We start from the raw sequence: 19,684 nt of genomic DNA on the forward strand, positions 1-19,684 counted from the left end.
CGCGCTCAGTCGCCGGGCCACCGGCCGGTCAGCCTGCGCAGGCCGCGCGCCCCCGCACGCTGGGTGGCCGCCTTGACCAGGCCGAAGACGGCGCCCTGAACGGCGGCGGCGACGAGGACCTCGCGCCAGGTGCGGTCGAAGTCGTCCGCGTCGGGAGCGTCGTCCTTCCCCGAGGCCACCTTCCACAGCTGCTTGAACGCCACGCCCGCGAGCATGCCGCCGAGCATGCTGATCAGCAGCGACAGCGGCTTGTAGAGCAGCGTCATCGCCACCGGCCGCCTCGGGTGCGGGCCCTGCCCGCCAGCATGGCGCGCAGCCGCCGGTTGCGGCGCATGCGCTCCGCCATGCCCGGCAGGCCGCCCGTACGGGCACGCCCGCCCATGCCGGGCATCGCGCCGCCGCCCCTCACGACGAACGGCCCGCTCATACGGGCGCCGCCGCGCGTGTACGGCCGTCCCTTCTGAGCCCGCCCGGCCATGACCGGCATCGCGCCCATGCGACCGCCGCGCATACCGCGCCGACCGCCCGCGCGGGCGCCGCCGCGCATGTACGGCCATCCCATCTGAGCCATGCCTGGCATCGCGCTCATGCGAGCACCGCGCATACCGCGCCGACCGCCCGTGCGGGCGCCTCCAAACGGGCCGCCCGTGCGCGCACGCGCCCACGTGTACGGCCGCCCCATGTAAGCGCGCCCGCTCATACCGAACGGGCCGCCTGTGCGGGCGCGACCGCGTGTGTGTGGGCGCGCCCTGTAAGCCCGCCAAGCCATGCTCGGCATCGCGCCCATGCGAGTGCCGCGCCGACCGCCCGTGCGGGCGTGTGTGGACGAGCGCCCCATGTAGGCGCCCATGCGATGCTTTCCGCCCCTGCGGCCTGCCCGGGTGGACAGGGCGCCCTTGGCCGCCATCGCGCCCATGGCGGCCAAGGCGGCGGCGCGGGCGCGGGTGGCAAGGCTTCGGCGGCCGCGCGTCGTCATCATGCGCTGCCACGGCGAAGGCTGCCGGGCCTGGCTCCGCCGGACGACCAGGACGGTGACCGCGATGCCCGCCGCGCCCACGGCGACGGCGCCGGCCCGGCGGCCCGCCGTGCCCTTTCCGGCGGTACCGGCATCCTCCCCTGGGCCGGTTCGGCGCGTCATCCGGCGGGCGCGGGCGGACATGTCCGTCCTCATGCGGTCCGCGGTTTCCCTGGCACGGGCCTTGACGTCGGTCTTGGCCGCCAGGGCCTCCACCGTGTCGCCCAGGTCGCGGCGGGTCTGCTCGATCTCGGCGCGCAGTTCCTCGGTCCCCGACGGCGCACGGTGGCCGGCAGGGGACGGCGGCGCGGCCGCGTCACGCGAGCGCTGCTGGGTCATCGGTGGGCCCTTTCCTTGATCTCCGCCACATCGCGGCGCGCGCTGTCCATGGCCTGTTCGGGTTTGGGCGGGACGGCCCGCTTGGTCTGGCTGCGGCCCATCGCCGCCAGCACCGCCGCGATCACCAGCAGGACCGCGCCGACGATGAGCGCGCTGGCCCACACCGGCAGCACCAGTGCCAGCGCCGCGATCACCGCGGCGATGAGCGCGCCGACGCCGTACAAGGCGACCAGTCCGGCGCCGCCGTACAGACCGGCGCCGGTTCCGGCGTGCTTGCCCTTGTCCTTGAGCTCCATCACGGCCAGGCGCAGTTCGGCCCGGACCAGCTCGGAGACCTGCTGGCTGGCGCGGGACACCAGTTCGCCCACGCCCTCGCCTCCGCGGGCGGCCCTGACGGGCGCGTCTTCGGGGACGCGTTGCGCGGGCGCCGTGTAGACGGTGTCTCCGGCCGTCCGCTCGCCGCTCTCCTGCGGCCGTACCGTGCTCATCGAACCAGCCCCTCCCGTGGTCTTGCCCGAGGTCGGCGCGTTATCCGGGACCTTTTCAGCCCGTTCCCCCTGTACCCGCCCTAAACCCGTGGGGGCCGCTTTGAAGAGTTCTTGAGAAGCGTGCAACCCCCGTCGCACCTCGTGCGTATGTGTCGGCACAGAAAGGCTCGGCGGGAGAGAAAGGGCTGGAGATGACGCCTGTACGCAGGATCACGGTGGCCGCCACGGCCGCCTCGGCCGCGGCCGTGCTCGCGGCCGGATGCGGCGGGGGTGAGAAGACGACCACCGCGTCCGGCGCCGGCCCCCAAGGGGGCGGCGGGAAACTGCCGGAGGCCACCACGTACACGACCCTGAAGGGTCTGCCGCAGGACCAGGAGCCGTTCGGCAAGACCGACGGCACCGTGGTCCGCCCGAAGGCGCCGCTCCCCGTGTCGGCGCAGCCGGGCGGGCCCGCGCTGGCGACGCTGCCGGACAAGCAGCTGGGCGGGCCCACGTGGGTGCCGGTCGTGGAGAGCAAGCCTGGGTGGAACCGGGTCCTGCTGCCCAGCCGGCCCAACCGCGTCACCGGCTGGATCCCCGGCGCGGCCGACAAGGTGGAGACCGCGCGCAGCACCCACGCGGTCAAGGTCGACGTGAGCGACCGCCTTCTGACGCTCACCGAGTCGGGCCGCAAGGTCGGCTCGTGGACGGTCGCGGTCGGCGAGGCCAAGACGCCCACCCCGACGGGGCGGACGTTCCTGATGGCGCTGCTGGCTCCGCCGAAGGCCACCTACAGCCCGCTGATCCTTCCGGTCGGCGCCCACTCGGACACCCTGGACACCTTCGGCGGCGGCCCCGGGACGGTCGCCTTCCACGGGTGGCCGAAGAAGGACGTGTTCGGCAAGGCCGTCACGCACGGGTGCGTCCGGGTGCCCGCGGACGCGCTGACCCGGCTGTCCAAGGCTCCGCTCGGCACCCCGGTCGAGATCGTCGACTGACGGGACTCCCCGCCCTCCCCGCTGCAACGCCCCGCTTTACCCATCCCTCGGGGGCCCTCCGCCCCCTGTCGAAGGAGACATGCATGCGCGTGAAGCACCTTGCCCGTGCCGCCGTGATCGCCGGCGCCGCCGTCCTGCCGCTGGCCGGAGCCCTGCCACTGGCGGGGGCGCTGCCGTCCGCCCAGGCCACCACCCCGCCCAGCCAGGCGTTCGCCCTCGCCGCGTCCGGTCCGGTGGCCATCCCGGCGACCCCGTCGGTGACCTCCGCCGGCCCGTCCACGCTGAGCCGCAGCGTCGCCGAAGTGCCGGCCAACCCGGTGCTGCAGGCCCGGGTGCTGAACGCCTCCGCCGGGAAGGCGCACGCCCGCGCGTCGGTCGTCGACCTGAAGGTGCCCAAGGCGCACCTGACGGCCAGCCTGGTCACCGCCAAGTGCGTGAAGGGCGAGGGCCGGTCCCAGCTGGTGAAGGTGCAGCTGAACGGCAAGACGATCAATGCGGCGGCGAAGCCCAACAGCGGCGTGTCGGTGAACCTGGACACGCTGGGCACGGCCTCGCTGGTGCTGAACAAGCAGACCCGCACCCCCGACGGCCGCCTCAACGTGACCGCGATCGAGCTGACGCTACCGCTCGGCCCGGGCAAGACCGAGACCATCAGCATCGCCTCGGCCACCTGCGGCAAGGGCGCGGACGGCCCGTCGGACCCGGGCAAGCCGGAGCAGCCGGCGCCGTCGCCGTCCACCCCGCCGTCGGCGACCCCGCCCGGCCAGGCCCCGGCGCCGACGCCCGTTCCGGGTGACCTGCCGGTGACCGGCTGACGTTCGGTTCGAGGGGCCCGCGCCGTCCGGCGCGGGCCCCTTTTCAGTCGTCGGGCGGTGGCCAGCCCGGCGGTGCGGCCCGTTGCCAGGCTTCGGAGCCGCCTTCGGGCAGGGGCCACGCGCGGGTGCGCAGCCTCTCCCCGGGGATGCCCGCGTACACGTCGGCGAAGTGCCATTGCTTTGCGCGCCTGGCACTTTCCTTGTCGAGTTGGGCCTCGACCAGGGCTTGGCCGCGCTGCGCGTACTCCACCATCTCGTCCACCTGGGACGGGGACGGCCCCAGGGCGAGGGCCAGGGCGGGCGGAATCGTGTCCTCGGCCAGGGCGGCGGCGAGGCGGGCGTGTCCGTCCAGGAGGACCCAGCCGTCCAGGCCGCTGACCCACCAGAGCAGGATCGGCGGCAGCAGGCCGTCCCGGACGAGCTTGCGGTGGGCCTTGACGCGGCCGTTCCCGGGCTCGGGCAGAGGACGCAGGGGGACGATCCCGTTCCAGCCCGCGAACCAGTCCAGATAGCCCGACGGGTGCTCGGCCGCCAGTTCCAGTGGACCGGGCGGGCGCCAGGGTTGGAGCGTCCACCATCCGGGGTGCAGGGGGCCGGGTCCCTGGGCGAGCCAGGTGACGTAGTGGTGCGGCCAGGAGGGCTCCCTGCGCGCCTCGGCTGCGGTCAGGGGCGGCAGTACGGGGGTGTGGCCGTCCAGGCGCATGTAGTGCACGCCGTAGTGCGAGCGTTCGACGTGGGCGAGCAGCACGGGACGGTCGTCCTGACGGAGCCAGAACCGGCCGGGCGCCGCGATCTCGACCCGGAGCCGCGGCGGCGCGGGATCGTGGACCTCGAACCGAACCCCTCCGCCCGGAAGATCGTCCATCGTGTCCCACCCTCCTCCGGAGCTTCTCCGAATGTAGACAGCGCCTCCCCATCTATTAGGCTGGCGCGACCCCCGGCTCTATAACGGGTTCCATCCACCACGTCCCAAGTATCCGTTCCGCTGGATCTCTGGAGGCCCGCACCATGGCCGCTTCGTCCGACGAGTCACCGGGCATCGACGACAGGACCTCCGGCGTGCGCGAGGTCAAGTCCGCGGCGCGGACCCTGGAGCTGCTGGAGCTGCTGGCGTCCCGGCAGAACCGCCCCGCCCGGCTGCGCGAGCTCACCGAGGCGCTGAACGTGCCGCGCAGCAGCCTGTACGCGCTGCTGCGCACGCTCACCAAGCACGGCTGGGTGCGCACCGACGCCTCCGGGACGATGTACGGGATCGGCATCCGCGCGCTGCTGGTCGGCACCAGCTACCTGGACACCGACCCGCACCTGCGGATCGTCAAGCCGGTGCTGGACGAGCTGGGCGAGAAGCTCGACGAGACCTTCCACTTCGGGCGGCTGGACGGGTTCGACGTGGTCTACCTGGCCACCCGCGAGTCGAGCCAGTACCTGCGCCCCTACAGCCGGGTGGGCCGGCGGCTGCCCGCGTTCTGCACGGCGCTGGGCAAGGCGCTACTGGCCGAGCGGGACGGCGGGGAACTCGACCGGCACGTGCCGGCGGAGCTGGTCGCCTCGACCGCCCGCACTATCACCGACCGGGGCGCGCTGGACGCCGACCTGGAGCGGACGCGGGAGCGCGGCCACGCGGTCGACGTCGAGGAGAACAGCCTCGGCCTGCACTGCTTCGGTTTCGCGCTGCGGTACGCGCCGGAGGGCCGCCCGCCCCGGGACGCGATCAGCTGCTCGGTGCCGATGGCCCGGCTGACCCCGGAGCGGGAGGCCGAGATCGTCGCGGCGATGCGGGAGGCGCGGGAGCGGATCGAGCGGAGCGCCCCGCCGATCACCGAGGACTCCTGGGAAGTCTGACCCCGGACGGCCGAAACCCGGGTCACGCGGCCCGGGGTTCCGTCATGCCCACATACCGGACCGTCGTCTACATATAAAAACGCAGTCTGCTAACGTAGCCGGACATTGGAGCCGATCGGTGTTGTGAGGTGCCGCCCCCATGCCCAAGCCGCCCCCGAATCCGTCACCCGAGGCCGCCGCTCCCGGACCGCGGACCCGCCAGCGGATCGCCGCGATCACGGTCACCCCGGTCGCGTTCCGCGACCTGCCGCTGCTCAACACCGTGGGCGTGCACGAGCCGTACGCCATCCGCGCGATCGTCGAGGTCCGCACCGACGAGGGCCTCACCGGCCTCGGCGAGACCTACGCCGACACCGCCCACCTGGCCCGGCTGCGCCGCGCCGCCGAGGAGATCACCGGCACTGACGTCTGGGACCTCAACGCGCTGGCCCGCGGCGTCCGGGCGAGCCTGGCCGGCGACACCGGGACGGGCGGGCACGGCATGGCCGGGATGGTCACCAACAGCAGCACCGCCGACGCCGTGCTCTCCCCGTTCGAGGTGGCCTGCCTGGACATCCAGGGGCAGGCGGTCGGGCTGCCGGTCAGCGCGCTGCTCGGCGGCGCCGTCCGCGACCGGGTCGACTACTCGGCGTACCTGTTCTACAAGTGGGACGCTCACCCCGGCCAGGAGCCGGACGCCTGGGGCGCCGCCCTCGACCCCGACGGCATCGTCGCCCAGGCCCGCCGCATGATCGACGGCTACGGCTTCTCCGCGATCAAGCTGAAGGGCGGGGTGTTCCCGCCGGACGAGGAGATCGCCGCGATCCGGGCCCTGCGCGCCGCGTTCCCCGACCACCCCCTCCGCATCGACCCGAACGGCGCCTGGACGGTCGAGACGTCCATCCGGGTCGGGCAGGAGCTGGACGGCGTCCTGGAGTACCTGGAGGACCCGACCGAGGGCGTCGAGGGGATGGCCGAGGTCGCGCGGAAGGTGCCGATGCCGCTGGCCACCAACATGTGCGTGGTGAGCTTCGCCGACATCGAGCCCGCCGTGAAGCGGGACGCGGTCGGGGTCGTGCTGTCCGACCACCACTTCTGGGGCGGCCTCACCCGGTCGCGCCTGCTCGCCGGGATCTGCGAGACATTCGGGCTCGGACTGTCGATGCACTCCAACTCCCATCTCGGCATCAGCCTGGCCGCGATGACGCACCTGGCGGCCGCGTCCCCGGCCCTCACCTACGCCTGCGACACCCACTGGCCGTGGAAGGACCCGGGCGAGGACGTCATCGCCGACGGCGCGCTGATGTTCAGCGAGGGGGCCCTGGCCGTCCCGACCGCGCCCGGCCTCGGCGTCACACTCGACCGCGACCGGCTGGCCGCACTGCACGAGCAGTACGTGAAGTGCGGAATCCGCGACCGCGACGACACCGGCTACATGAAGCGCGTCGACCCCTCCTACGAACTGAAGAAGCCCCGCTGGTGAAGGTCCTGGTCACCGACCCGATCACCGCCCGCTTCGCGCCGATCCTGCAAGGCGGCGGGCACGAAATCGTACTCGCCGCCGATCTCCCCGAGGAGGAGCTCCTCGCCGCCCTGCCCGGCACCGAGATAATCGTCTGCTCTCGCCTAACCGAGGACATGGCCCGCGCCGCCGGGCCGGGCCTGCGGCTCGTCCAGTGCACCGGGGCCGGATACGAGCGCATCGCCCTGGACGCGCTCCCGCCCGGCACAGCCGTCTGCAACACCTTCCACCACGGCCGCTCCATCGCCGAGCACGTCGTGATGGTCGCGCTCATGCTGTCCCGGAAGGTGCTGCGGCGCGACCGGCTGGTGCGTAAGGGTGTCTGGGAGTCGGTCTCCGCAGACCCCGCTCTCCCCCTGGGCGACACCTTGGCCGGACGAACACTAGGGCTCCTCGGCCTAGGTGAAACAGGACGCGAGGTGGCGCGCCTCGCGCAGGCGTTCGGCCTGCGCGTCCAAGCGACACGACGTGACCCGGCCTCACCCCTGGAAGACGGCCTCCACCTAGACCGCGTCCTGCCCTCCGACCAGCTGCCCGAACTCCTCGCGACCTCGGACATCGTCGTGGTGACCGTCCCGCTGAACGAGCACACCCGGGGCATGATCGGCGCCGCCGAGCTGAACCTGATGCGTCCCACCGCGCTCCTGATCAACGTGGCACGCGGCCCGGTCATCGACGAGCACGCCCTCTACGAAGCGCTCGCCGCCGACCGCATCGCCGGAGCGGGCATCGACGTGTGGTGGCCCACCGACGGCAAAGCCCGCGGCGGCAGCACGATGCCGTTCGACAAGCTCGAGAACGTCGTCCTGACACCCCACAACTCCGGTCACACGACCGAGACATTCGAGCGCCGAGCCCGCGACATCGCCGCCAACCTCACAGCCCTGGCCGAGAACCGCCCCCTCCACAACGTCGTCCTTTTCCGGGGTAAGACCGGTTAGCCTCGGTGCAAGCGCGGTAACCCTGCCCGTTCGGGACAGGGTCTTCATCGCGCTGTAGTGAGTGGAAGAAGGACGTCGATGGCCAGCCTGTTCGTGGATGCGGTGCGCGATGTGCACGTCCGCTACATCAAGAACATCGGAGCCTGCGGGCCGTTCGCCGTCATCACCGTCGACTTCGAACCATTGCCGGACGGCGTGACCGAATTCGACTTCGTCAATCTTGTCGACGAGGCGGATCTTCCACCCGAGTTCGCCGAGGCCGTGGCCGACGGCATCAGACGTGAACTGCTCGGCGACGTCGACTACGAGTGGGAGAAGCCGCTGCCGCAGGCAGGCCCCGACGCTTTGGCCGTTCAGGTCGCGCTTACTGACGCCCGTTGGCACGAAGTCGATTCCGGCGAACGCGGCTTCCGGCGAGCTGGACGCCTGGCCGTCCGCACGGCGCTTGGCCAGGGCGATGCACTCGATTAAGCGCAGAGCGGTCATTGATCGGGTTCTCTTGTTCGTGGCTGGGCGTCGGTGAAGGTGGCGGCACGACGGCGTTTTCGTTCCCCAGGCCGCCCCGGCCCACCGAGCATCTGATCGCGCTCAAAGAAGAACAGGAGGGGTGATGGGTACCGGATACGGCACGTGGTCCGGTGTCAAGGCGAAAGCGGCTGCCCTCGGCCCGCGCAGTGATGCCGAACGCGCCGCCGGAGAAACCGCAGCCCGTGAACGGCGCGAAGCTTACGTCCGTGGATTCCAACTCGCGGAGATCCGTAAGGCCGCTGGAGTCACTCAAGCCGAACTCGCCGACCTCCTCGGCGTCAGCCAAGCCCGCATCTCCAAGATCGAGCATGGTGAGGTATCCGGCATCGAGGTCGTACGCGACTACGTCGCCGCCCTCGGCGGCCACCTCGACCTCGTCGCCACCCTCGGCGACCGCACCTGGCGGGTCGCCTGACCGCGCACGCCGTACCTTGGCCGTCCACCTCAAGCCTGCGGGATGGACTCGCGGAACGCGTGGAGCAAGTACCGCCGGTTCCAGATCAACGTGCCGTCCAGGAGCCCACGGCGGCAGGGTCCGCACCCTGCGCCGGGGATCAGGGCCTGAACTGCTCTGCAGGAATTCACCGAACCAAATTCTCTCCAACAGGTCAACGCCGGATTCCTCTCAGACGTTGGCGATGACCGACTTACCTGGGCCGACCGCCTCTATGCCACGCGGCGCGGCTAACGCGGCTACCGTGCGGCCCGTCCCGTCTCGCAGCCCGACCCTGGCCCCAGCCCGGCGGGAAGCAGCCCAACAAACCTTATGTTGCGAGCGAGAGCGTTCTCGGCACGGTGTCACGTATGACTACCGAATCCGAGTCGAAGTCTGTGGAGACCTCCTTCAAACTCTGGATCGCCGGCATCGTCGTCGGGTTGATCGGTGCCCTGGTCAGCCTGATGTTCATGGACACCCTGGTGGACAACGCTCTCCGCGAAGACGGCCTCACCGCAGAAGATCGGGACCTTGTCCAGGGTGCTTTGATCGGTGGCCTGTTTCTCGGGTCGATGCTTCTCGCCCTCTGGTTCTGGTTCGTCTCCAAGATGCGCAAAGGCAAGAACTGGGCGCGAATCACTCTGGCTGTATTGGCGGTGCTGGGCCTGGTGATCCGCCTCGGCGACCTCGGCACCTACTTCTCCGGAGGCGACTTCGGCATCATGATGGGCCTCCTTCAGTTGATCAGCTGGTGCTTGACCATCCCTGCCGTGGTGTTCATGTTCCTTCCCGATGCGAACGAGTTCTTCGCCCGGCAGAAGTGATGCGGACGGAGAAGCCGATGGGCCGCACTCCCCGGCATGCCTCGCCACCGACGGCAAGGCCCGCGGCGGCAGCACGATGCCCTTCGAGAAGCTGGAGAGCGTCGTGCTGACGCCGCACAACTCCGGTCACACGACCAAGACGTTCGAGCGCCGCAGCCACGACATCGCCGCCAACCTCACAGCCCTGACCGAGAACCGCCCCCCTCCACGCCATCCGCTAAAAAGAGCCCCCGACCTGGGGCACAGGCCGAGGGCTCGCCGGGAGGGTGGGGGATCAGGCCAGGTCGTGCTCGCACGCCTTGATCCGGCGCGCGAGCGCACGCCAGTCGGCAGCATCGAGGATCAGCTTGGGACACTCCGGGTCCTTGCTGTCCCGAACAGCGATGACGAAGGCGAGGTTGGCGATCTCTACACACTCGCCCCCCTGGCCACCGCTGCGACTGCTCTTGCGCCACTGAGCGTCCATGGGGTCGACCCCTGCGACCTGCACGCACGACCCACCGTGCTCGTCGCTTCGGCTGGACTTCCGCCACCGGGCGACCGAGAGGTCCGTGTTCATGCGACTCTCCTGATATCGGACGAGTTCCAGTCCCATATGACCCCCTGCGGGGCCGTCAGGCCAGGTCGTGCTCGCTCGCCTTGATCTGACGCGTAAGCGCACGCCAGTCGGCAGCATCGAGGATCAGTTTAGGGCCGTCGGGGTTTTTGGAGTCCCGCACCGCGATCACGGGGGCGATCCCTGCGACCTCGACGCATTGTCCGCCCTGATGGTCGCTGCGGCTGCTCTTGCGCCACTGAGCGGCCGCCAGGTCCATCGTGCTCATATCTCCTCCATCACGGTCCTGATCAAGGCACGCGACTCCCCGACGGGTAGCGCGTGACCCTTGAGCAAGTCATACCGTACCTGGAGCCCCGCGACTCCGGCGGGCTGCTCGATCAGGACCCCGACTCCGGCCGACTCGGTGTAGCCGGTGCTCGCGCCGCCCTCGAATCCGAGAATGGTGAATTCGCCACCGAGCCCCGCGTGATATCCCGCGCTGAGGGGAACGACCTGGATCATCGCTCGCGGGTGCTCGGACACGTCGAGAAGAGCCTGCAACTGCTCACGCATGATCTCCCTGCTGCCCACGATCCGGCGCAACGCCCCTTCGTCGAGGGTGTGCCAGACGCGCGGCGGGGCGTCACCGGCGAGGATCGCCTTGCGTTCCATGCGCTCGGCCAGGGCAGTATCGATGTCGGCGCCATGCTCGATCGATTCCAAGATCGTACGGGCGTAGCCCTCCGACTGGAACAGCCCGTTGATCAGCAGGCCGCTGAACCCCCTGATCTCGCTCGCCTTCGCTTCCCGTTTCGCGTACTCCTTGAACCCGGGCGGCGGGGCAGTGTGCTTTCCGGTCTGCTCGATCTCCTCGGCCATCGTCTGAAACGTCTTCTCTTTGATCTGGAAGAACGTATCGAGATCGATCGCCGAGAGAATGGACGGCTTCGTTCCGGTCTCCATCTTCTCGATCCATCCGGGCTTGCAGCCAAGCGACTCGGCGAGCTGAGGGCGTGAAAGCCCTGCGGCTTCACGATGGGCGCGAAGGACCGCGCCGAATGCGCGAATGAGCGGGTCTCGCGTGAAGTCGCCTTGGTTCTGTGGCATCACGGCTCCAGAGTGCGTCGCGGACGGATCAGGGGCGGTTCTCATCCCTCGTGGGGGGGGTGGTTCGGGGGGTGTTCGGGGGGTGCTCGCTATGTAGCTGAGCGTAGTCCGGAGCTGTGACGCTTACCACGAGATTCACGCAGGCGACCAGGCCGGAAGGGGCCCGTGATGGACACGCGCACGCATCCCGAGGATTGGGAGCTTGCCCGGCTTCGTGCTGATTTCGGTGGTTATCGAATTTGGCGGTCGGTTCGTCGTGACGGGCTTCTCGGTGAATGGGTCGCGACATTGCACGATCCGCGTGCGGGGGTCGATCCGACCGTGATGTGTCCGACAGCGGAGGCGTTGCGTGCGGCGCTGGTCGAAGAAGCCGAGCGCGCACGGAACGGCAGCGAGCGAGAGAGGTGAGGGAATGAGCTTCGCCAGGGGACGGCACGCGGCGACCATCAGCACGCCCAGGCCGCACAACGACCGGCGCGAGCACCTGAACGAGTTGCGGGCGGCCGTCGAGGCGCGCCCCGGCATCGGGTGCGGGCTCGTCGAGCGGCGCGGCGTGACGTGGCTGGACCTCGGGTCGCCGCGCCGGACGTTCGCCATCGGGTGCGACTTCCGCGACGGCGCATGGTGGTTCGTGCGGTCGGCCGACGGCACGGCGATCGCTCCGGCGGACGACATCACGGGGGCGGTCAAGGCGATCGAGCGCGAACTCGGCGGGGTGGGCGGGTGACCCCCTACCTACAGCGTCTCGGTGAAGCTCTGGAAGCCACCGGGGACTACACCGTCCGGCTCATCGAGCACCCCACCGCGTTGCACGTCGGCCGAACGGGGGCCGCGCGTCTGGTCGAGGACATCGGCGCGGAACGCGACCGCGACGGCGTGTGCTGGCTGCTGTGGTCGTGGGGTGAGCGCATCTGTCGCGCCGACGACATTCCTACGGCACTCGCGTCCATCGCGCGGGTGCTGGCCCTCCGGGACTGAGCATGACGGCACGGCCGATGGGCATCGGCCGTGCCGTCCCTCAGGTGCTGACGGCCGGCTCCAGCGGGGAGTGGCAGGCGGCCTGGCGGGCGTCGGCTTCGGGGGCGACCGGCACCCGTGGCGCACTTGTCCGACGCCTTCCAGCAGCGCGTGCGGAAGCGGCAGCCGGACGGCGAGTCCAGCGGCGAGGGCACCTCGCCCTCCAGCAGGATCCGCTCCCGCCGGTCGTCCGCGGTGCCCAACTCCGGGGCAGCCGACAGCAGCGCCCCCGTGTACGGGCCGCGGCCCGGACGGCCACAGACGTCGTCAAACGTCGGTTCCGCCGCCACTGTCCACCTCCGGGAAGAACTGCATCATGCGCTGCGGGAACCGGATGCTGATCTCGCCCGCCGGGTCCTGCCCGATCTGTGCGCGGGTCTCCGAATCGGAGATGACCCACCCGCGCAGGACGTAGTCACCTGTCTCCGTGTCGCGCCATACGGACGGGGACCCTCCTACCTCCGACGTCGGGTCCGCGCCCAGGAACTCTAGAGCCATCGTCATCCTCCTTGTGTGCCCGAAGGCACCAGGCACGGGCATGGCCCCAGCCTTGCCCCACCGGCTCCGCCCGGCAAGGCATCCGAAGGCGTGACCTAGCCGACCAACCCGTGAGCAGGCAGTTACCTGGCGTCAACGCCTTCCCCGGCCCGGAGGGAAGGCGGATCACCACCCCTGAGGGTTCTGGGCCAAGCTGGCAACTGGGCGGCCCCCCGGCCGGTCAAGGCCGAGGGGTCGCGATCATCGGCTGGCGGCCGGGGCCAGGGGGAAGTGGCAGGCGGCCTGGTGGGCGTCGGCTTCGGGGGCGGTCGGGACGGTCGTGGCGCACTTGTCCGCCGCTTTCCAGCAGCGGGTGCGGAAGCGGCAGCCGGACGGCGGGTCCAGGGGTGAGGGGACCTCGCCCTCCAGCAGGATCCGCTTCCGTCGGCTGTCGCCCAGTTCGGGCGCGGCCGACAGGAGCGCCGCCGTGTACGGGTGGCGCGGCGACTCGAAGACCTCCTCGGCCGTGCCGTACTCCACGATCCGGCCCAGGTACATCACCGCGACCCGGTCGGCGACGTGCCGGACCACCGACAGGTCGTGCGAGATGAACACGTACGACACGCCGAGCTCGCGCTGCAGCTCGTCCAGCAGGTTGAGCACCTGGGCCTGCACCGACAGGTCCAGCGCCGACACCGGCTCGTCGCAGACGATCACCTCGGGGTTGAGCGCCAGCGCGCGGGCTATGCCGATGCGCTGCCGCTGGCCACCGGAGAACTCCTGCGGGTAGCGGTCGGCGTCCCCGGGGCGCAGCCCGACCAGGTCGAGCAGTTCCTTGACGCGTGCCTGCCGGTCCTGGCGGGACGGCAGCACGTCCTTGTGGGTCCGCCACGGCTCGGCGATGATCTCGGCCGCGGTCATCCTCGGGTTGAGGGAGGCGAACGGGTCCTGGAAGACCATCTGGACGCGGCGCCGCCAGGCCAGCAACTCCTTGCCCTTGAGGGTGAACGGGTCGACGCCGTCGAAGCTGAGCGTGCCCTCGTCCGGGCGCTCCAGCATCAGCAGGACGCGGGCCAGCGTGGACTTGCCGCAGCCGGACTCGCCGACCAGGCCGAGGGTCTCGCCGCGCCCTAGGGTGAGGTCGATGCCGTCGAGGGCGCGCAGCCGGTTCTTGCCGTCCTTGTTCTTCGGGACGTGGAACGTCTTGGCCACGCCCCGCGCCTCGATCACATTGGTGGGGAGGTCAGGCATGGGCCGGCTCCTTGTTCGCGAAGTGGCAGGCGGCGGCGCGGCGCGGCGCGGTGACCGCTAGGCCGGGGCGTTCGGTGCGGCACACGTCCTCGACCGCCGGGCAGCGGGCCTGGAACGCGCACCCCTTCGGGATGGCGTGCAGCTCCGGCGGCCCGCCCTTGATCGAGTGCAGTTCCTCGCCGCGCCCGACCTTCGCCGGGACGGACTCCAGCAGCCCGCGCGTGTACGGGTGGCGGGGGTCGGCGAAGACCTCGGCGACCGGGCCGGTCTCCACGACCCGTCCCGCGTACATGACCGCGACGTGGTCGGCGTGCTCGGCCACGACGGCCAGGTCGTGGGTGATGAGGACGACGGCCATGTCCCGTTCGGTGCGCAGCTCCCGCAGCAGCTCCATGATCTGCGCCTGGACGGTCACGTCCAGCGCGGTGGTCGGCTCGTCGGCCAGGAGCACGTCGGGGTCCAGGGCGACGGCCATCGCGATGAGAAGGCGCTGCCGCATGCCGCCGGAGAACTGGTGCGGGTAGGCCGACAGGCGTGCTTTCGGGTCGGGGATGCCGACCCGTTCCATCAGCTCGGCGGCCTTGGCGAGCGCGGCGCGGCGCGACAGTTTGCGGTGGATCCGGAACGGCTCGGCGAGCTGGGCGCCGACGGTCTGCACCGGGTTGAGGGCGGTCAGCGCGTCCTGGAACACGATCGACAGCCGGGGGCCGGCGATCTTGCGGCGGGCGGCGCGGTCCATTTTCAGGATGTCGTCGCCGGCGAGGCGGACCGCGCCGCCGGTCACGCTCGCGACCGGGTCGAGCAGGCCGACGATCGCCTGCGCGGTCATGGACTTGCCGCAGCCGGACTCGCCGAGCAGCGCCAGGGTCTCCCCCGACCGCACCGCGAAGCCGGCGCCGTCGACGGCGCGCACCGTGCCGTGCTGGGTGCGCAGGTCGACGGACAGGCCCTCGACCTCCAGGGCCGGAGCGGTGGTGGAAGAAGTCACTGGGGCACCTCCGGGAGGGCGGACCGGCGGCCGCGGCGGCCGCGGGGCAGGGCCAGCCGCCAGCGCTGGGCGGGGTCGGTGGCCAGCCGGAACCAGGCGGCCAGCAGGGTGGCCGAGACCGTGGTGACGACGATGGCGACGCCCGGGAACACGGCCGTCCACCAGGCGGTCTGCAGGTACTGGCGGCCCTGCGCGACCATCAGCCCCCAGCTGACGTCGGGGGGCTGGATGCCGATGCCGAGGAAGCTCAGCGACGACTCGGCCAGCATGACGAAGCAGAAGTCGACGGTGGCGACGGTCAGCAGGGTCGGGGCGACGACCGGCGCGATGTGCCGGACGATCACCGCCCCGGACCGGGTGCCGAACGTGCGCGCCGCGTCCACGAACAGCCGCCCGCGCAGCTCGGCCGCCTCGGCGCGGGCGGTGCGCAGGTAGACCGGGATGCGGGCGATCGCGAGCACCGCGACGATGTTGGCGGCGCTGGGCGAGAAGATGTACAGCACCACCACGGCCATCAGCAGCGACGGGAAGCTGAGGATGATGTCGGCGATCCGCATCGACACGTTCTCGCGCCAGCCGCGGTGGTAGCCCGCCCACATGCCCCAGGCCCCGCCGACGACCAGCGAGATCAGCACGGCCGGGACGGCGACCGACAGGGTGGTGCCGCCCGCGACGATCAGCCGGGCCAGGACGCTGCGGCCGAGGGCGTCGCTGCCGAGGATGAACTCCCAGCCGTGGTCGAGGCTGAACGGCGGGGTGTTGGTGGCGCGCAGGTTCTGCCGGGTGTCGAGGTCGCCGATGAGGATCCGGCCGACGGTGGTGGCCAGCACCACCAGCAGCAGCACGGCGGCGGCGGCCGTGGCCACCCGGTCGCGCAGCAGCAGCTTCCACCACCGGACGCGGCGCGGCGGCGCGGCGCCCGCGGGCTTCGCCGCGGTGTCGAGGGTCGCCGTCATGACGTCACCTTCTTTCATGCCGCGACGGGCTGCCGGACGCGGGCGTCCAGGAGCGCGTGGACGAGGTCGATGAGGATGTTGAGCGCGAAGATCGTCACCGCGGTGACCAGGACGGCCGCCTGCAGGACGGCGAAGTCGCGCTGCAGGATGGAGTCGATCATCAGCTTGCCGATGCCCGGCCAGCCGAAGATCGTCTCGACCACCACGGCGCCGTTCACCAGGCCGACCGTGAGGTCCCCGGCGACGGTCAGGGCGGGCGGGGCGGCATTGCGCAGCGCGTGCCCGAACACCACCCGGGGCTCGCTGGCCCCCTTGCTCCGCGCGACCTTCACGTACGGCGCCGACAGCGCCGACACCATCGAGCCGCGCACCACCTGCACCAGCACGCCGAACGGGCGGATCAGCAGCGTGAGCAGCGGCAGCACCCACACCTCGGGGCCGCCGACGACGCCGGAGGTGGGCAGCCAGCCCAGCGTGACCGCGAAGACCAGCACGCCCATGATCGCGAACCAGAAGTCGGGCATGCTGGCGGCGGTCATGGACAGGAAGCCGGAGAGCCGGTCGGCGAGCGAGTTGGGCTTGTAGGCGGCCCAGCTGCCGATGATCACCGCGCCGATGATGGCCAGCAGCATGGTCGCCCCGGCGAGCTGGAGGGTGGCGGGGAAGGCGCGCAGCGCCATCCCGGCCGCGTCCTGCCCGGTGCGGAGCGACTCGCCGAAGTCGAGCGTGAACACCCCGCCGAGGTAGTCCAGCAGCTGCTCCCACAGCGGCCGGTCGAACCCGTTGCGGGCCAGGAAGTCCTCCCGCATCTGCGGGGTGGCGCTGAGCGGCAGGTACAGCTTGGCCGGGTCGCCGGTGAGCCGGGCCAGGCAGAACACGCCCAGGATCACCACGACCAGGGGAAGCGCGCTGGAGACCACGCGCTTGCGGACGAAGGTCAGCATCCCTGCTCCCTCACTTGGCCCGGTGGACGTCGGCGAGCCGCAGCTCGTCGGTGGTCGCCGAGTCCGGCTTGTAGCGGACGTCGCGGGCGATGCCGAGCAGGCCGCGCATGTGGGCGATGTGGGCGTACTGCACGATGTTCTCGTTCTGGTAGGCGAGCACCTGCCCGAAGGCCTTGGCGCGCTCGGCTCCGGTCTTCTGCCCGGCCTGGGCGATCATGGCGTCCAGCGCGGGCGTGCCGTACTGGCTCTGCGGGCCGTCGCTCGCCAGGTACTGGCTGGTGGTGAACGCGGCGTCGCCGGCCTGGTTGCCGTGCATGATCAGCAGCAGGGTGGGGCCGGCGTCGCGGACGAACGGCCGCAGCTGGTACTCCAGGTGCGCGGCGGTGTCCAGCATCTTGATCTTCACGTTCAGCCCGGCCTGGCCGAGCGCCTCCTGGATCACCTCGGCGGTCTCGGCGACCTTGGGGAACTGGGCGTTCCGGGCGATCAGGGTGATCGGGGTCTGCACCGGTGTCCCGGCGGCGCGGGCCTCGGCGACCAGGGCCTTGGCGCGGGCCGGGTCGTACGGCCAGGGCTTGATCGCCGGGTCGTGGCCGACGACGCCGTTGGCGACCAGCTGCCCGGCGGGCTCGCCGAGCTTGAGGAACAGCGACTGGACGATGCCGCTCTTGTCGATGGCGTAGTTGATCGCGCGGCGGACCCGGACGTCGTTGAGCGGCGCGACGTTGGCGTCCATCCGCAGCGCGGTGGTCTCGTTGTTGGGGAAGGGGACGCCGAGGTCGCCGGCGCCGTCCTCGGGGCCGAGGCCGGTGGCGATCCCGGCCTCGCCACTGGTGACCATGGCGGCGCGGATGCTGTTCTCGGCCCGCCACACGTACCGGACGGCCGGGTAGTCGGGCTTGGTGCCCCAGTAGCCGGGGAAGCGGCCGAGCCGCAGGCTGATGCCGGTGTCCCAGTCCTCGATCTTGTACGGGCCGGTGCCGACGGGCTCGCGCACCTTGGCCTTGAGGTTCGTGCCCTCCGGGACGATCTCCAGGAACGACAGCCGCAGCGGCAGGATCGGGTCGGGCTCGGCGGTCTTGACGGTGAGGGTGCGGGCGTCGGGCGCCGACACCTCCAGCTTGCTGTCGGCGAAGACGTAGCCGTCGACGTTGCAGCCGAGCTTGGAGCCGACCGCGCGGGTGATGGAGTACGCGGCGTCCTTGGCGTCGAAGGCCGAGCCGTCGTGGAAGCGGACGCCGTCCCGGACGGTGAACGTCCAGGTGCGGTCGTCGGTGGCCTTCCACCCGGTGGACAGCAGCGGCTTGAGCGCGCCGCTGGTCGGGTCGCGCTCGATCAGCGGCTCGGTGACGTTGGAGCGGACGACCACACCGGTGGAGGTGAGCGAGGACTCGCAGGGTTCGAGGGTGGGCGGTTCCTGCTGCAGCACGATCTGCAGCGCGCCGTCGGCGCCCCCGGTCAGGGAGTCGCTGTTGGCGACGGTGCAGCCGGTTCCGGCCACCAGGCCGGCCAGGAGGACCGCCGCGGCGACCGCCGTGCGCCGGGAGGGGGCGCGCGGTGGGGGACAGGGTGGGATTGCGGACATTGCCTCTCCAGACAGGACGTGCCGAGAGCGCGGAGACGTGCGGGCGGCCGCGGACGGGCGGGCAGCGGGCGCGCCCGGAGCACCGGGCGCGTTTTCCGAACGATCGTCTACGAGGAGGAAAGTCGTCTCTATGGGTAGACGGACCTTAGAGTCCTCTCTCTTCCGTCGTCAAGGGTCGCTTACGGACCCGGGTGCGACGGCCCGTCCCGGCGGCCCACCAGGCGCAGCAGCGCCCGCAGCGCCGGATCCTCGTTGCCCGTCCGCCACACGCTGTGCACCTCCACCAGGTCGGGCGCGAGGCCGTCGATGGCGAGGAACTCCAGGTTCGGCAGCCGCAGCACCGACGCCGAGCGCGGCACCAGCGCCGCCCCGACGCCCGCGTCCACCAGCGCCAGCAGGCTGTGCACCTGCCCCATCTGCTGGACGTAGCGCGGCGCCACCCCCGCGTCCCGGAACACGGTGATCACCAGCTCGTACAGGTAGCGGGCCTCGACCGCCGCGTAGGTGACCAGGTCGTGCGCGGCGATGTCGGCCAGCCGCGGCGTGCGGCCCAGTCCGGTCAGCGGGTGCCCGCGCGGCACCGCCAGCACCAGCGGCTCGGCGAACACCAGCCGCGCGCTCAGCACGTCCGACCGGGGCACCCCACGCGCCAGCCCCACGTCGATCTCCCCGGCCAGCAGCGCGTCCACCTGGACGCGGGTGACCATCTCCGACAGCACCAGGTCCACGCCGGGAAGGTGCGCGCGGGCGGCGGCGATCCACTGCCCGAGCACGGCCAGCGCCGACACGGCGGTGAATCCGATCCGCAGCGTGCCGCTGGTGCCCTGCGCGCTGCGCCGCGCCGCCAGCACCGCCGCCTCGGCCTGGCTGAGCAGCCGCCGCGCCTCGGTGAGGAACGCCCGGCCGGCGGGGGTCGGGGCGGCGCCGTGCGGGGTGCGCTCCAGCAGCGTGACGCCCACGGCCCGCTCCAGCTTCTGGATCTGCCGGCTGAGCGGCGGCTGGGTCATGCGCAGCCGCTCGGCGGCCCGGCCGAAATGGCCTTCTTCGGCGACCGCGACGAAGCCCCGGAGCTGGTCAAGCGTGTACATGCACGAAAGGTATCAGCGCATGCCAAA

Annotated in this window: 25 protein-coding genes and 1 pseudogene; 11 read left to right on the top strand and 15 right to left on the bottom strand. The window is 71.4% G+C overall.

Annotated elements, in window-relative coordinates; genetic code table 11:
• Positions 1 to 5: 5 nt before the first annotated feature.
• Genes ACZ466_RS13570 through ACZ466_RS13580 form a run of 3 tightly spaced genes read right to left on the bottom strand, consistent with a single transcriptional unit; the run spans position 6 to position 1,842 of the window.
• Positions 6 to 266, bottom strand: coding sequence for a DUF4235 domain-containing protein (locus ACZ466_RS13570; protein ID WP_378280857.1), 261 nt, complete (start codon positions 264 to 266; stop codon positions 6 to 8).
• On the bottom strand, positions 263 to 1,354 hold the full coding sequence (locus tag ACZ466_RS13575) for a DUF3618 domain-containing protein (RefSeq protein WP_378280843.1): 1,092 nt from the start codon (positions 1,352 to 1,354) through the stop codon (positions 263 to 265). Before ACZ466_RS13575 ends, ACZ466_RS13570 begins: the two co-directional genes overlap by 4 nt.
• A complete protein-coding gene (locus tag ACZ466_RS13580) occupies positions 1,351 to 1,842 on the bottom strand; it encodes a phage holin family protein (protein ID WP_378280842.1) in 492 nt (163 codons plus the stop codon). Before ACZ466_RS13580 ends, ACZ466_RS13575 begins: the two co-directional genes overlap by 4 nt.
• 191 nt (positions 1,843 to 2,033) lie before the next feature.
• Here ACZ466_RS13580 and ACZ466_RS13585 point away from each other — a divergent pair, with 191 nt between their 5' ends.
• Both ACZ466_RS13585 and ACZ466_RS13590 read left to right on the top strand, forming a co-directional pair.
• Positions 2,034 to 2,819 (top strand): L,D-transpeptidase, encoded by a 786-nt coding sequence (locus ACZ466_RS13585; RefSeq protein ID WP_378280841.1) that lies wholly within the window; start codon positions 2,034 to 2,036, stop codon positions 2,817 to 2,819.
• Positions 2,820 to 2,902: 83 nt separating this feature from the next.
• A complete protein-coding gene (locus tag ACZ466_RS13590; protein ID WP_378280840.1) occupies positions 2,903 to 3,634 on the top strand; it encodes a choice-of-anchor P family protein in 732 nt (243 codons plus the stop codon).
• A gap of 43 nt (positions 3,635 to 3,677) precedes the next feature.
• Here the strand turns inward: ACZ466_RS13590 and ACZ466_RS13595 are convergent, their stop codons facing one another.
• A complete protein-coding gene (locus ACZ466_RS13595) occupies positions 3,678 to 4,499 on the bottom strand; it encodes a hypothetical protein (protein ID WP_378280839.1) in 822 nt (273 codons plus the stop codon).
• A gap of 143 nt (positions 4,500 to 4,642) precedes the next feature.
• On the opposite strand from ACZ466_RS13595, the gene ACZ466_RS13600 reads away from it, so the two are divergent.
• The 6 genes from ACZ466_RS13600 (at position 4,643) to ACZ466_RS13625 (ending at position 9,706) form a co-directional block, all read left to right on the top strand.
• A complete protein-coding gene (locus ACZ466_RS13600) occupies positions 4,643 to 5,476 on the top strand; it encodes an IclR family transcriptional regulator (protein WP_378280838.1) in 834 nt (277 codons plus the stop codon).
• A gap of 139 nt (positions 5,477 to 5,615) precedes the next feature.
• Positions 5,616 to 6,938 (top strand): glucarate dehydratase family protein, encoded by a 1,323-nt coding sequence (locus ACZ466_RS13605; RefSeq protein ID WP_378280837.1) that lies wholly within the window; start codon positions 5,616 to 5,618, stop codon positions 6,936 to 6,938.
• Positions 6,935 to 7,918: a 2-hydroxyacid dehydrogenase gene (locus ACZ466_RS13610; RefSeq protein WP_378280836.1), complete on the top strand. Its 984-nt coding sequence runs from the start codon at positions 6,935 to 6,937 to the stop codon at positions 7,916 to 7,918. The genes ACZ466_RS13605 and ACZ466_RS13610 overlap by 4 nt, the downstream gene beginning before the upstream one ends.
• A 78-nt stretch (positions 7,919 to 7,996) precedes the next feature.
• Entirely contained in the window at positions 7,997 to 8,389 is a 393-nt protein-coding gene (locus ACZ466_RS13615; RefSeq protein WP_378280835.1) for a hypothetical protein, read from the top strand.
• 139 nt (positions 8,390 to 8,528) lie between these two features.
• Positions 8,529 to 8,861, top strand: a complete 333-nt coding sequence (locus ACZ466_RS13620; RefSeq protein WP_378280834.1) for a helix-turn-helix domain-containing protein — start codon at positions 8,529 to 8,531, stop codon at positions 8,859 to 8,861.
• Positions 8,862 to 9,250: 389 nt separating this feature from the next.
• On the top strand, positions 9,251 to 9,706 hold the full coding sequence (locus ACZ466_RS13625; protein ID WP_378280833.1) for a hypothetical protein: 456 nt from the start codon (positions 9,251 to 9,253) through the stop codon (positions 9,704 to 9,706).
• Between the two features lie 274 nt (positions 9,707 to 9,980).
• Here the strand turns inward: ACZ466_RS13625 and ACZ466_RS13630 are convergent, their stop codons facing one another.
• From ACZ466_RS13630 to ACZ466_RS13640, 3 genes are read right to left on the bottom strand one after another with little or no spacing between them, the layout of a single operon-like run.
• Positions 9,981 to 10,265 carry a DUF397 domain-containing protein gene (locus ACZ466_RS13630; RefSeq protein ID WP_378280832.1) on the bottom strand — a complete coding sequence of 95 codons (285 nt, stop codon included), beginning with the start codon at positions 10,263 to 10,265 and terminating at the stop codon, positions 9,981 to 9,983.
• Positions 10,266 to 10,320: 55 nt separating this feature from the next.
• Positions 10,321 to 10,530 (bottom strand): DUF397 domain-containing protein, encoded by a 210-nt coding sequence (locus ACZ466_RS13635; protein WP_378280831.1) that lies wholly within the window; start codon positions 10,528 to 10,530, stop codon positions 10,321 to 10,323.
• A complete protein-coding gene (locus ACZ466_RS13640; protein WP_378280830.1) occupies positions 10,527 to 11,351 on the bottom strand; it encodes a helix-turn-helix domain-containing protein in 825 nt (274 codons plus the stop codon). Before ACZ466_RS13640 ends, ACZ466_RS13635 begins: the two co-directional genes overlap by 4 nt.
• Positions 11,352 to 11,519: 168 nt before the next feature.
• On the opposite strand from ACZ466_RS13640, the gene ACZ466_RS13645 reads away from it, so the two are divergent.
• The 3 genes from ACZ466_RS13645 to ACZ466_RS13655 are packed head-to-tail and all read left to right on the top strand — an operon-like array spanning position 11,520 to position 12,329.
• Positions 11,520 to 11,759: a hypothetical protein gene (locus tag ACZ466_RS13645; protein WP_378280829.1), complete on the top strand. Its 240-nt coding sequence runs from the start codon at positions 11,520 to 11,522 to the stop codon at positions 11,757 to 11,759.
• A gap of 4 nt (positions 11,760 to 11,763) precedes the next feature.
• Positions 11,764 to 12,078, top strand: a complete 315-nt coding sequence (locus ACZ466_RS13650; protein ID WP_378280828.1) for a hypothetical protein — start codon at positions 11,764 to 11,766, stop codon at positions 12,076 to 12,078.
• Positions 12,075 to 12,329 carry a hypothetical protein gene (locus ACZ466_RS13655; protein ID WP_378280858.1) on the top strand — a complete coding sequence of 85 codons (255 nt, stop codon included), beginning with the start codon at positions 12,075 to 12,077 and terminating at the stop codon, positions 12,327 to 12,329. The genes ACZ466_RS13650 and ACZ466_RS13655 overlap by 4 nt, the downstream gene beginning before the upstream one ends.
• Before the next feature lie 173 nt (positions 12,330 to 12,502).
• Here ACZ466_RS13655 and ACZ466_RS13660 read toward each other — a convergent pair.
• The 8 genes and pseudogenes from ACZ466_RS13660 to ACZ466_RS13695 form a co-directional block, all read right to left on the bottom strand.
• Positions 12,503 to 12,658: pseudogene (locus ACZ466_RS13660) on the bottom strand (dipeptide/oligopeptide/nickel ABC transporter ATP-binding protein); the annotation flags it as partial.
• Positions 12,636 to 12,866: a hypothetical protein gene (locus ACZ466_RS13665; protein WP_378280827.1), complete on the bottom strand. Its 231-nt coding sequence runs from the start codon at positions 12,864 to 12,866 to the stop codon at positions 12,636 to 12,638. The pseudogene ACZ466_RS13660 and the gene ACZ466_RS13665, both read right to left, overlap by 23 nt.
• Before the next feature lie 240 nt (positions 12,867 to 13,106).
• A complete protein-coding gene (locus tag ACZ466_RS13670; RefSeq protein WP_378280826.1) occupies positions 13,107 to 14,096 on the bottom strand; it encodes an ABC transporter ATP-binding protein in 990 nt (329 codons plus the stop codon).
• Positions 14,089 to 15,084 carry an ABC transporter ATP-binding protein gene (locus ACZ466_RS13675; RefSeq protein WP_378280825.1) on the bottom strand — a complete coding sequence of 332 codons (996 nt, stop codon included), beginning with the start codon at positions 15,082 to 15,084 and terminating at the stop codon, positions 14,089 to 14,091. The genes ACZ466_RS13670 and ACZ466_RS13675 overlap by 8 nt, the downstream gene beginning before the upstream one ends.
• Positions 15,081 to 16,040 carry an ABC transporter permease gene (locus ACZ466_RS13680; protein WP_378280824.1) on the bottom strand — a complete coding sequence of 320 codons (960 nt, stop codon included), beginning with the start codon at positions 16,038 to 16,040 and terminating at the stop codon, positions 15,081 to 15,083. Before ACZ466_RS13680 ends, ACZ466_RS13675 begins: the two co-directional genes overlap by 4 nt.
• A gap of 14 nt (positions 16,041 to 16,054) precedes the next feature.
• A complete protein-coding gene (locus ACZ466_RS13685) occupies positions 16,055 to 16,984 on the bottom strand; it encodes an ABC transporter permease (protein ID WP_378280823.1) in 930 nt (309 codons plus the stop codon).
• 10 nt (positions 16,985 to 16,994) lie between these two features.
• Positions 16,995 to 18,569: an ABC transporter substrate-binding protein gene (locus tag ACZ466_RS13690; RefSeq protein WP_378280822.1), complete on the bottom strand. Its 1,575-nt coding sequence runs from the start codon at positions 18,567 to 18,569 to the stop codon at positions 16,995 to 16,997.
• A 179-nt stretch (positions 18,570 to 18,748) separates the two neighbouring features.
• A complete protein-coding gene (locus ACZ466_RS13695; protein ID WP_378280821.1) occupies positions 18,749 to 19,657 on the bottom strand; it encodes a LysR family transcriptional regulator in 909 nt (302 codons plus the stop codon).
• Positions 19,658 to 19,684: the final 27 nt, after the last annotated feature.

This window comes from Actinomadura rugatobispora (genome assembly GCF_055379765.1).

Bases quoted from the DNA above. Each gene is read 5' to 3' on its own strand.
- ACZ466_RS13690 (WP_378280822.1), bottom strand. From the start codon at position 18,569: ATGTCCGCAATCCCACCCTGTCCCCCACCGCGCGCCCCCTCCCGGCGC.
- ACZ466_RS13590 (WP_378280840.1), top strand. From the start codon at position 2,903: ATGCGCGTGAAGCACCTTGCCCGTGCCGCCGTGATCGCCGGCGCCGCC.
- ACZ466_RS13680 (WP_378280824.1), bottom strand. From the start codon at position 16,040: ATGACGGCGACCCTCGACACCGCGGCGAAGCCCGCGGGCGCCGCGCCG.
- ACZ466_RS13685 (WP_378280823.1), bottom strand. From the start codon at position 16,984: ATGCTGACCTTCGTCCGCAAGCGCGTGGTCTCCAGCGCGCTTCCCCTG.
- ACZ466_RS13620 (WP_378280834.1), top strand. From the start codon at position 8,529: ATGGGTACCGGATACGGCACGTGGTCCGGTGTCAAGGCGAAAGCGGCT.
- ACZ466_RS13605 (WP_378280837.1), top strand. From the start codon at position 5,616: ATGCCCAAGCCGCCCCCGAATCCGTCACCCGAGGCCGCCGCTCCCGGA.
- ACZ466_RS13630 (WP_378280832.1), bottom strand. From the start codon at position 10,265: ATGAACACGGACCTCTCGGTCGCCCGGTGGCGGAAGTCCAGCCGAAGC.
- ACZ466_RS13670 (WP_378280826.1), bottom strand. From the start codon at position 14,096: ATGCCTGACCTCCCCACCAATGTGATCGAGGCGCGGGGCGTGGCCAAG.
- ACZ466_RS13635 (WP_378280831.1), bottom strand. From the start codon at position 10,530: ATGAGCACGATGGACCTGGCGGCCGCTCAGTGGCGCAAGAGCAGCCGC.
- ACZ466_RS13575 (WP_378280843.1), bottom strand. From the start codon at position 1,354: ATGACCCAGCAGCGCTCGCGTGACGCGGCCGCGCCGCCGTCCCCTGCC.
- ACZ466_RS13640 (WP_378280830.1), bottom strand. From the start codon at position 11,351: ATGCCACAGAACCAAGGCGACTTCACGCGAGACCCGCTCATTCGCGCA.
- ACZ466_RS13615 (WP_378280835.1), top strand. From the start codon at position 7,997: ATGGCCAGCCTGTTCGTGGATGCGGTGCGCGATGTGCACGTCCGCTAC.
- ACZ466_RS13595 (WP_378280839.1), bottom strand. From the start codon at position 4,499: ATGGACGATCTTCCGGGCGGAGGGGTTCGGTTCGAGGTCCACGATCCC.
- ACZ466_RS13585 (WP_378280841.1), top strand. From the start codon at position 2,034: ATGACGCCTGTACGCAGGATCACGGTGGCCGCCACGGCCGCCTCGGCC.
- ACZ466_RS13650 (WP_378280828.1), top strand. From the start codon at position 11,764: ATGAGCTTCGCCAGGGGACGGCACGCGGCGACCATCAGCACGCCCAGG.
- ACZ466_RS13570 (WP_378280857.1), bottom strand. From the start codon at position 266: ATGACGCTGCTCTACAAGCCGCTGTCGCTGCTGATCAGCATGCTCGGC.
- ACZ466_RS13600 (WP_378280838.1), top strand. From the start codon at position 4,643: ATGGCCGCTTCGTCCGACGAGTCACCGGGCATCGACGACAGGACCTCC.
- ACZ466_RS13625 (WP_378280833.1), top strand. From the start codon at position 9,251: ATGACTACCGAATCCGAGTCGAAGTCTGTGGAGACCTCCTTCAAACTC.
- ACZ466_RS13645 (WP_378280829.1), top strand. From the start codon at position 11,520: ATGGACACGCGCACGCATCCCGAGGATTGGGAGCTTGCCCGGCTTCGT.
- ACZ466_RS13580 (WP_378280842.1), bottom strand. From the start codon at position 1,842: ATGAGCACGGTACGGCCGCAGGAGAGCGGCGAGCGGACGGCCGGAGAC.
- ACZ466_RS13695 (WP_378280821.1), bottom strand. From the start codon at position 19,657: ATGTACACGCTTGACCAGCTCCGGGGCTTCGTCGCGGTCGCCGAAGAA.
- ACZ466_RS13665 (WP_378280827.1), bottom strand. From the start codon at position 12,866: ATGGCTCTAGAGTTCCTGGGCGCGGACCCGACGTCGGAGGTAGGAGGG.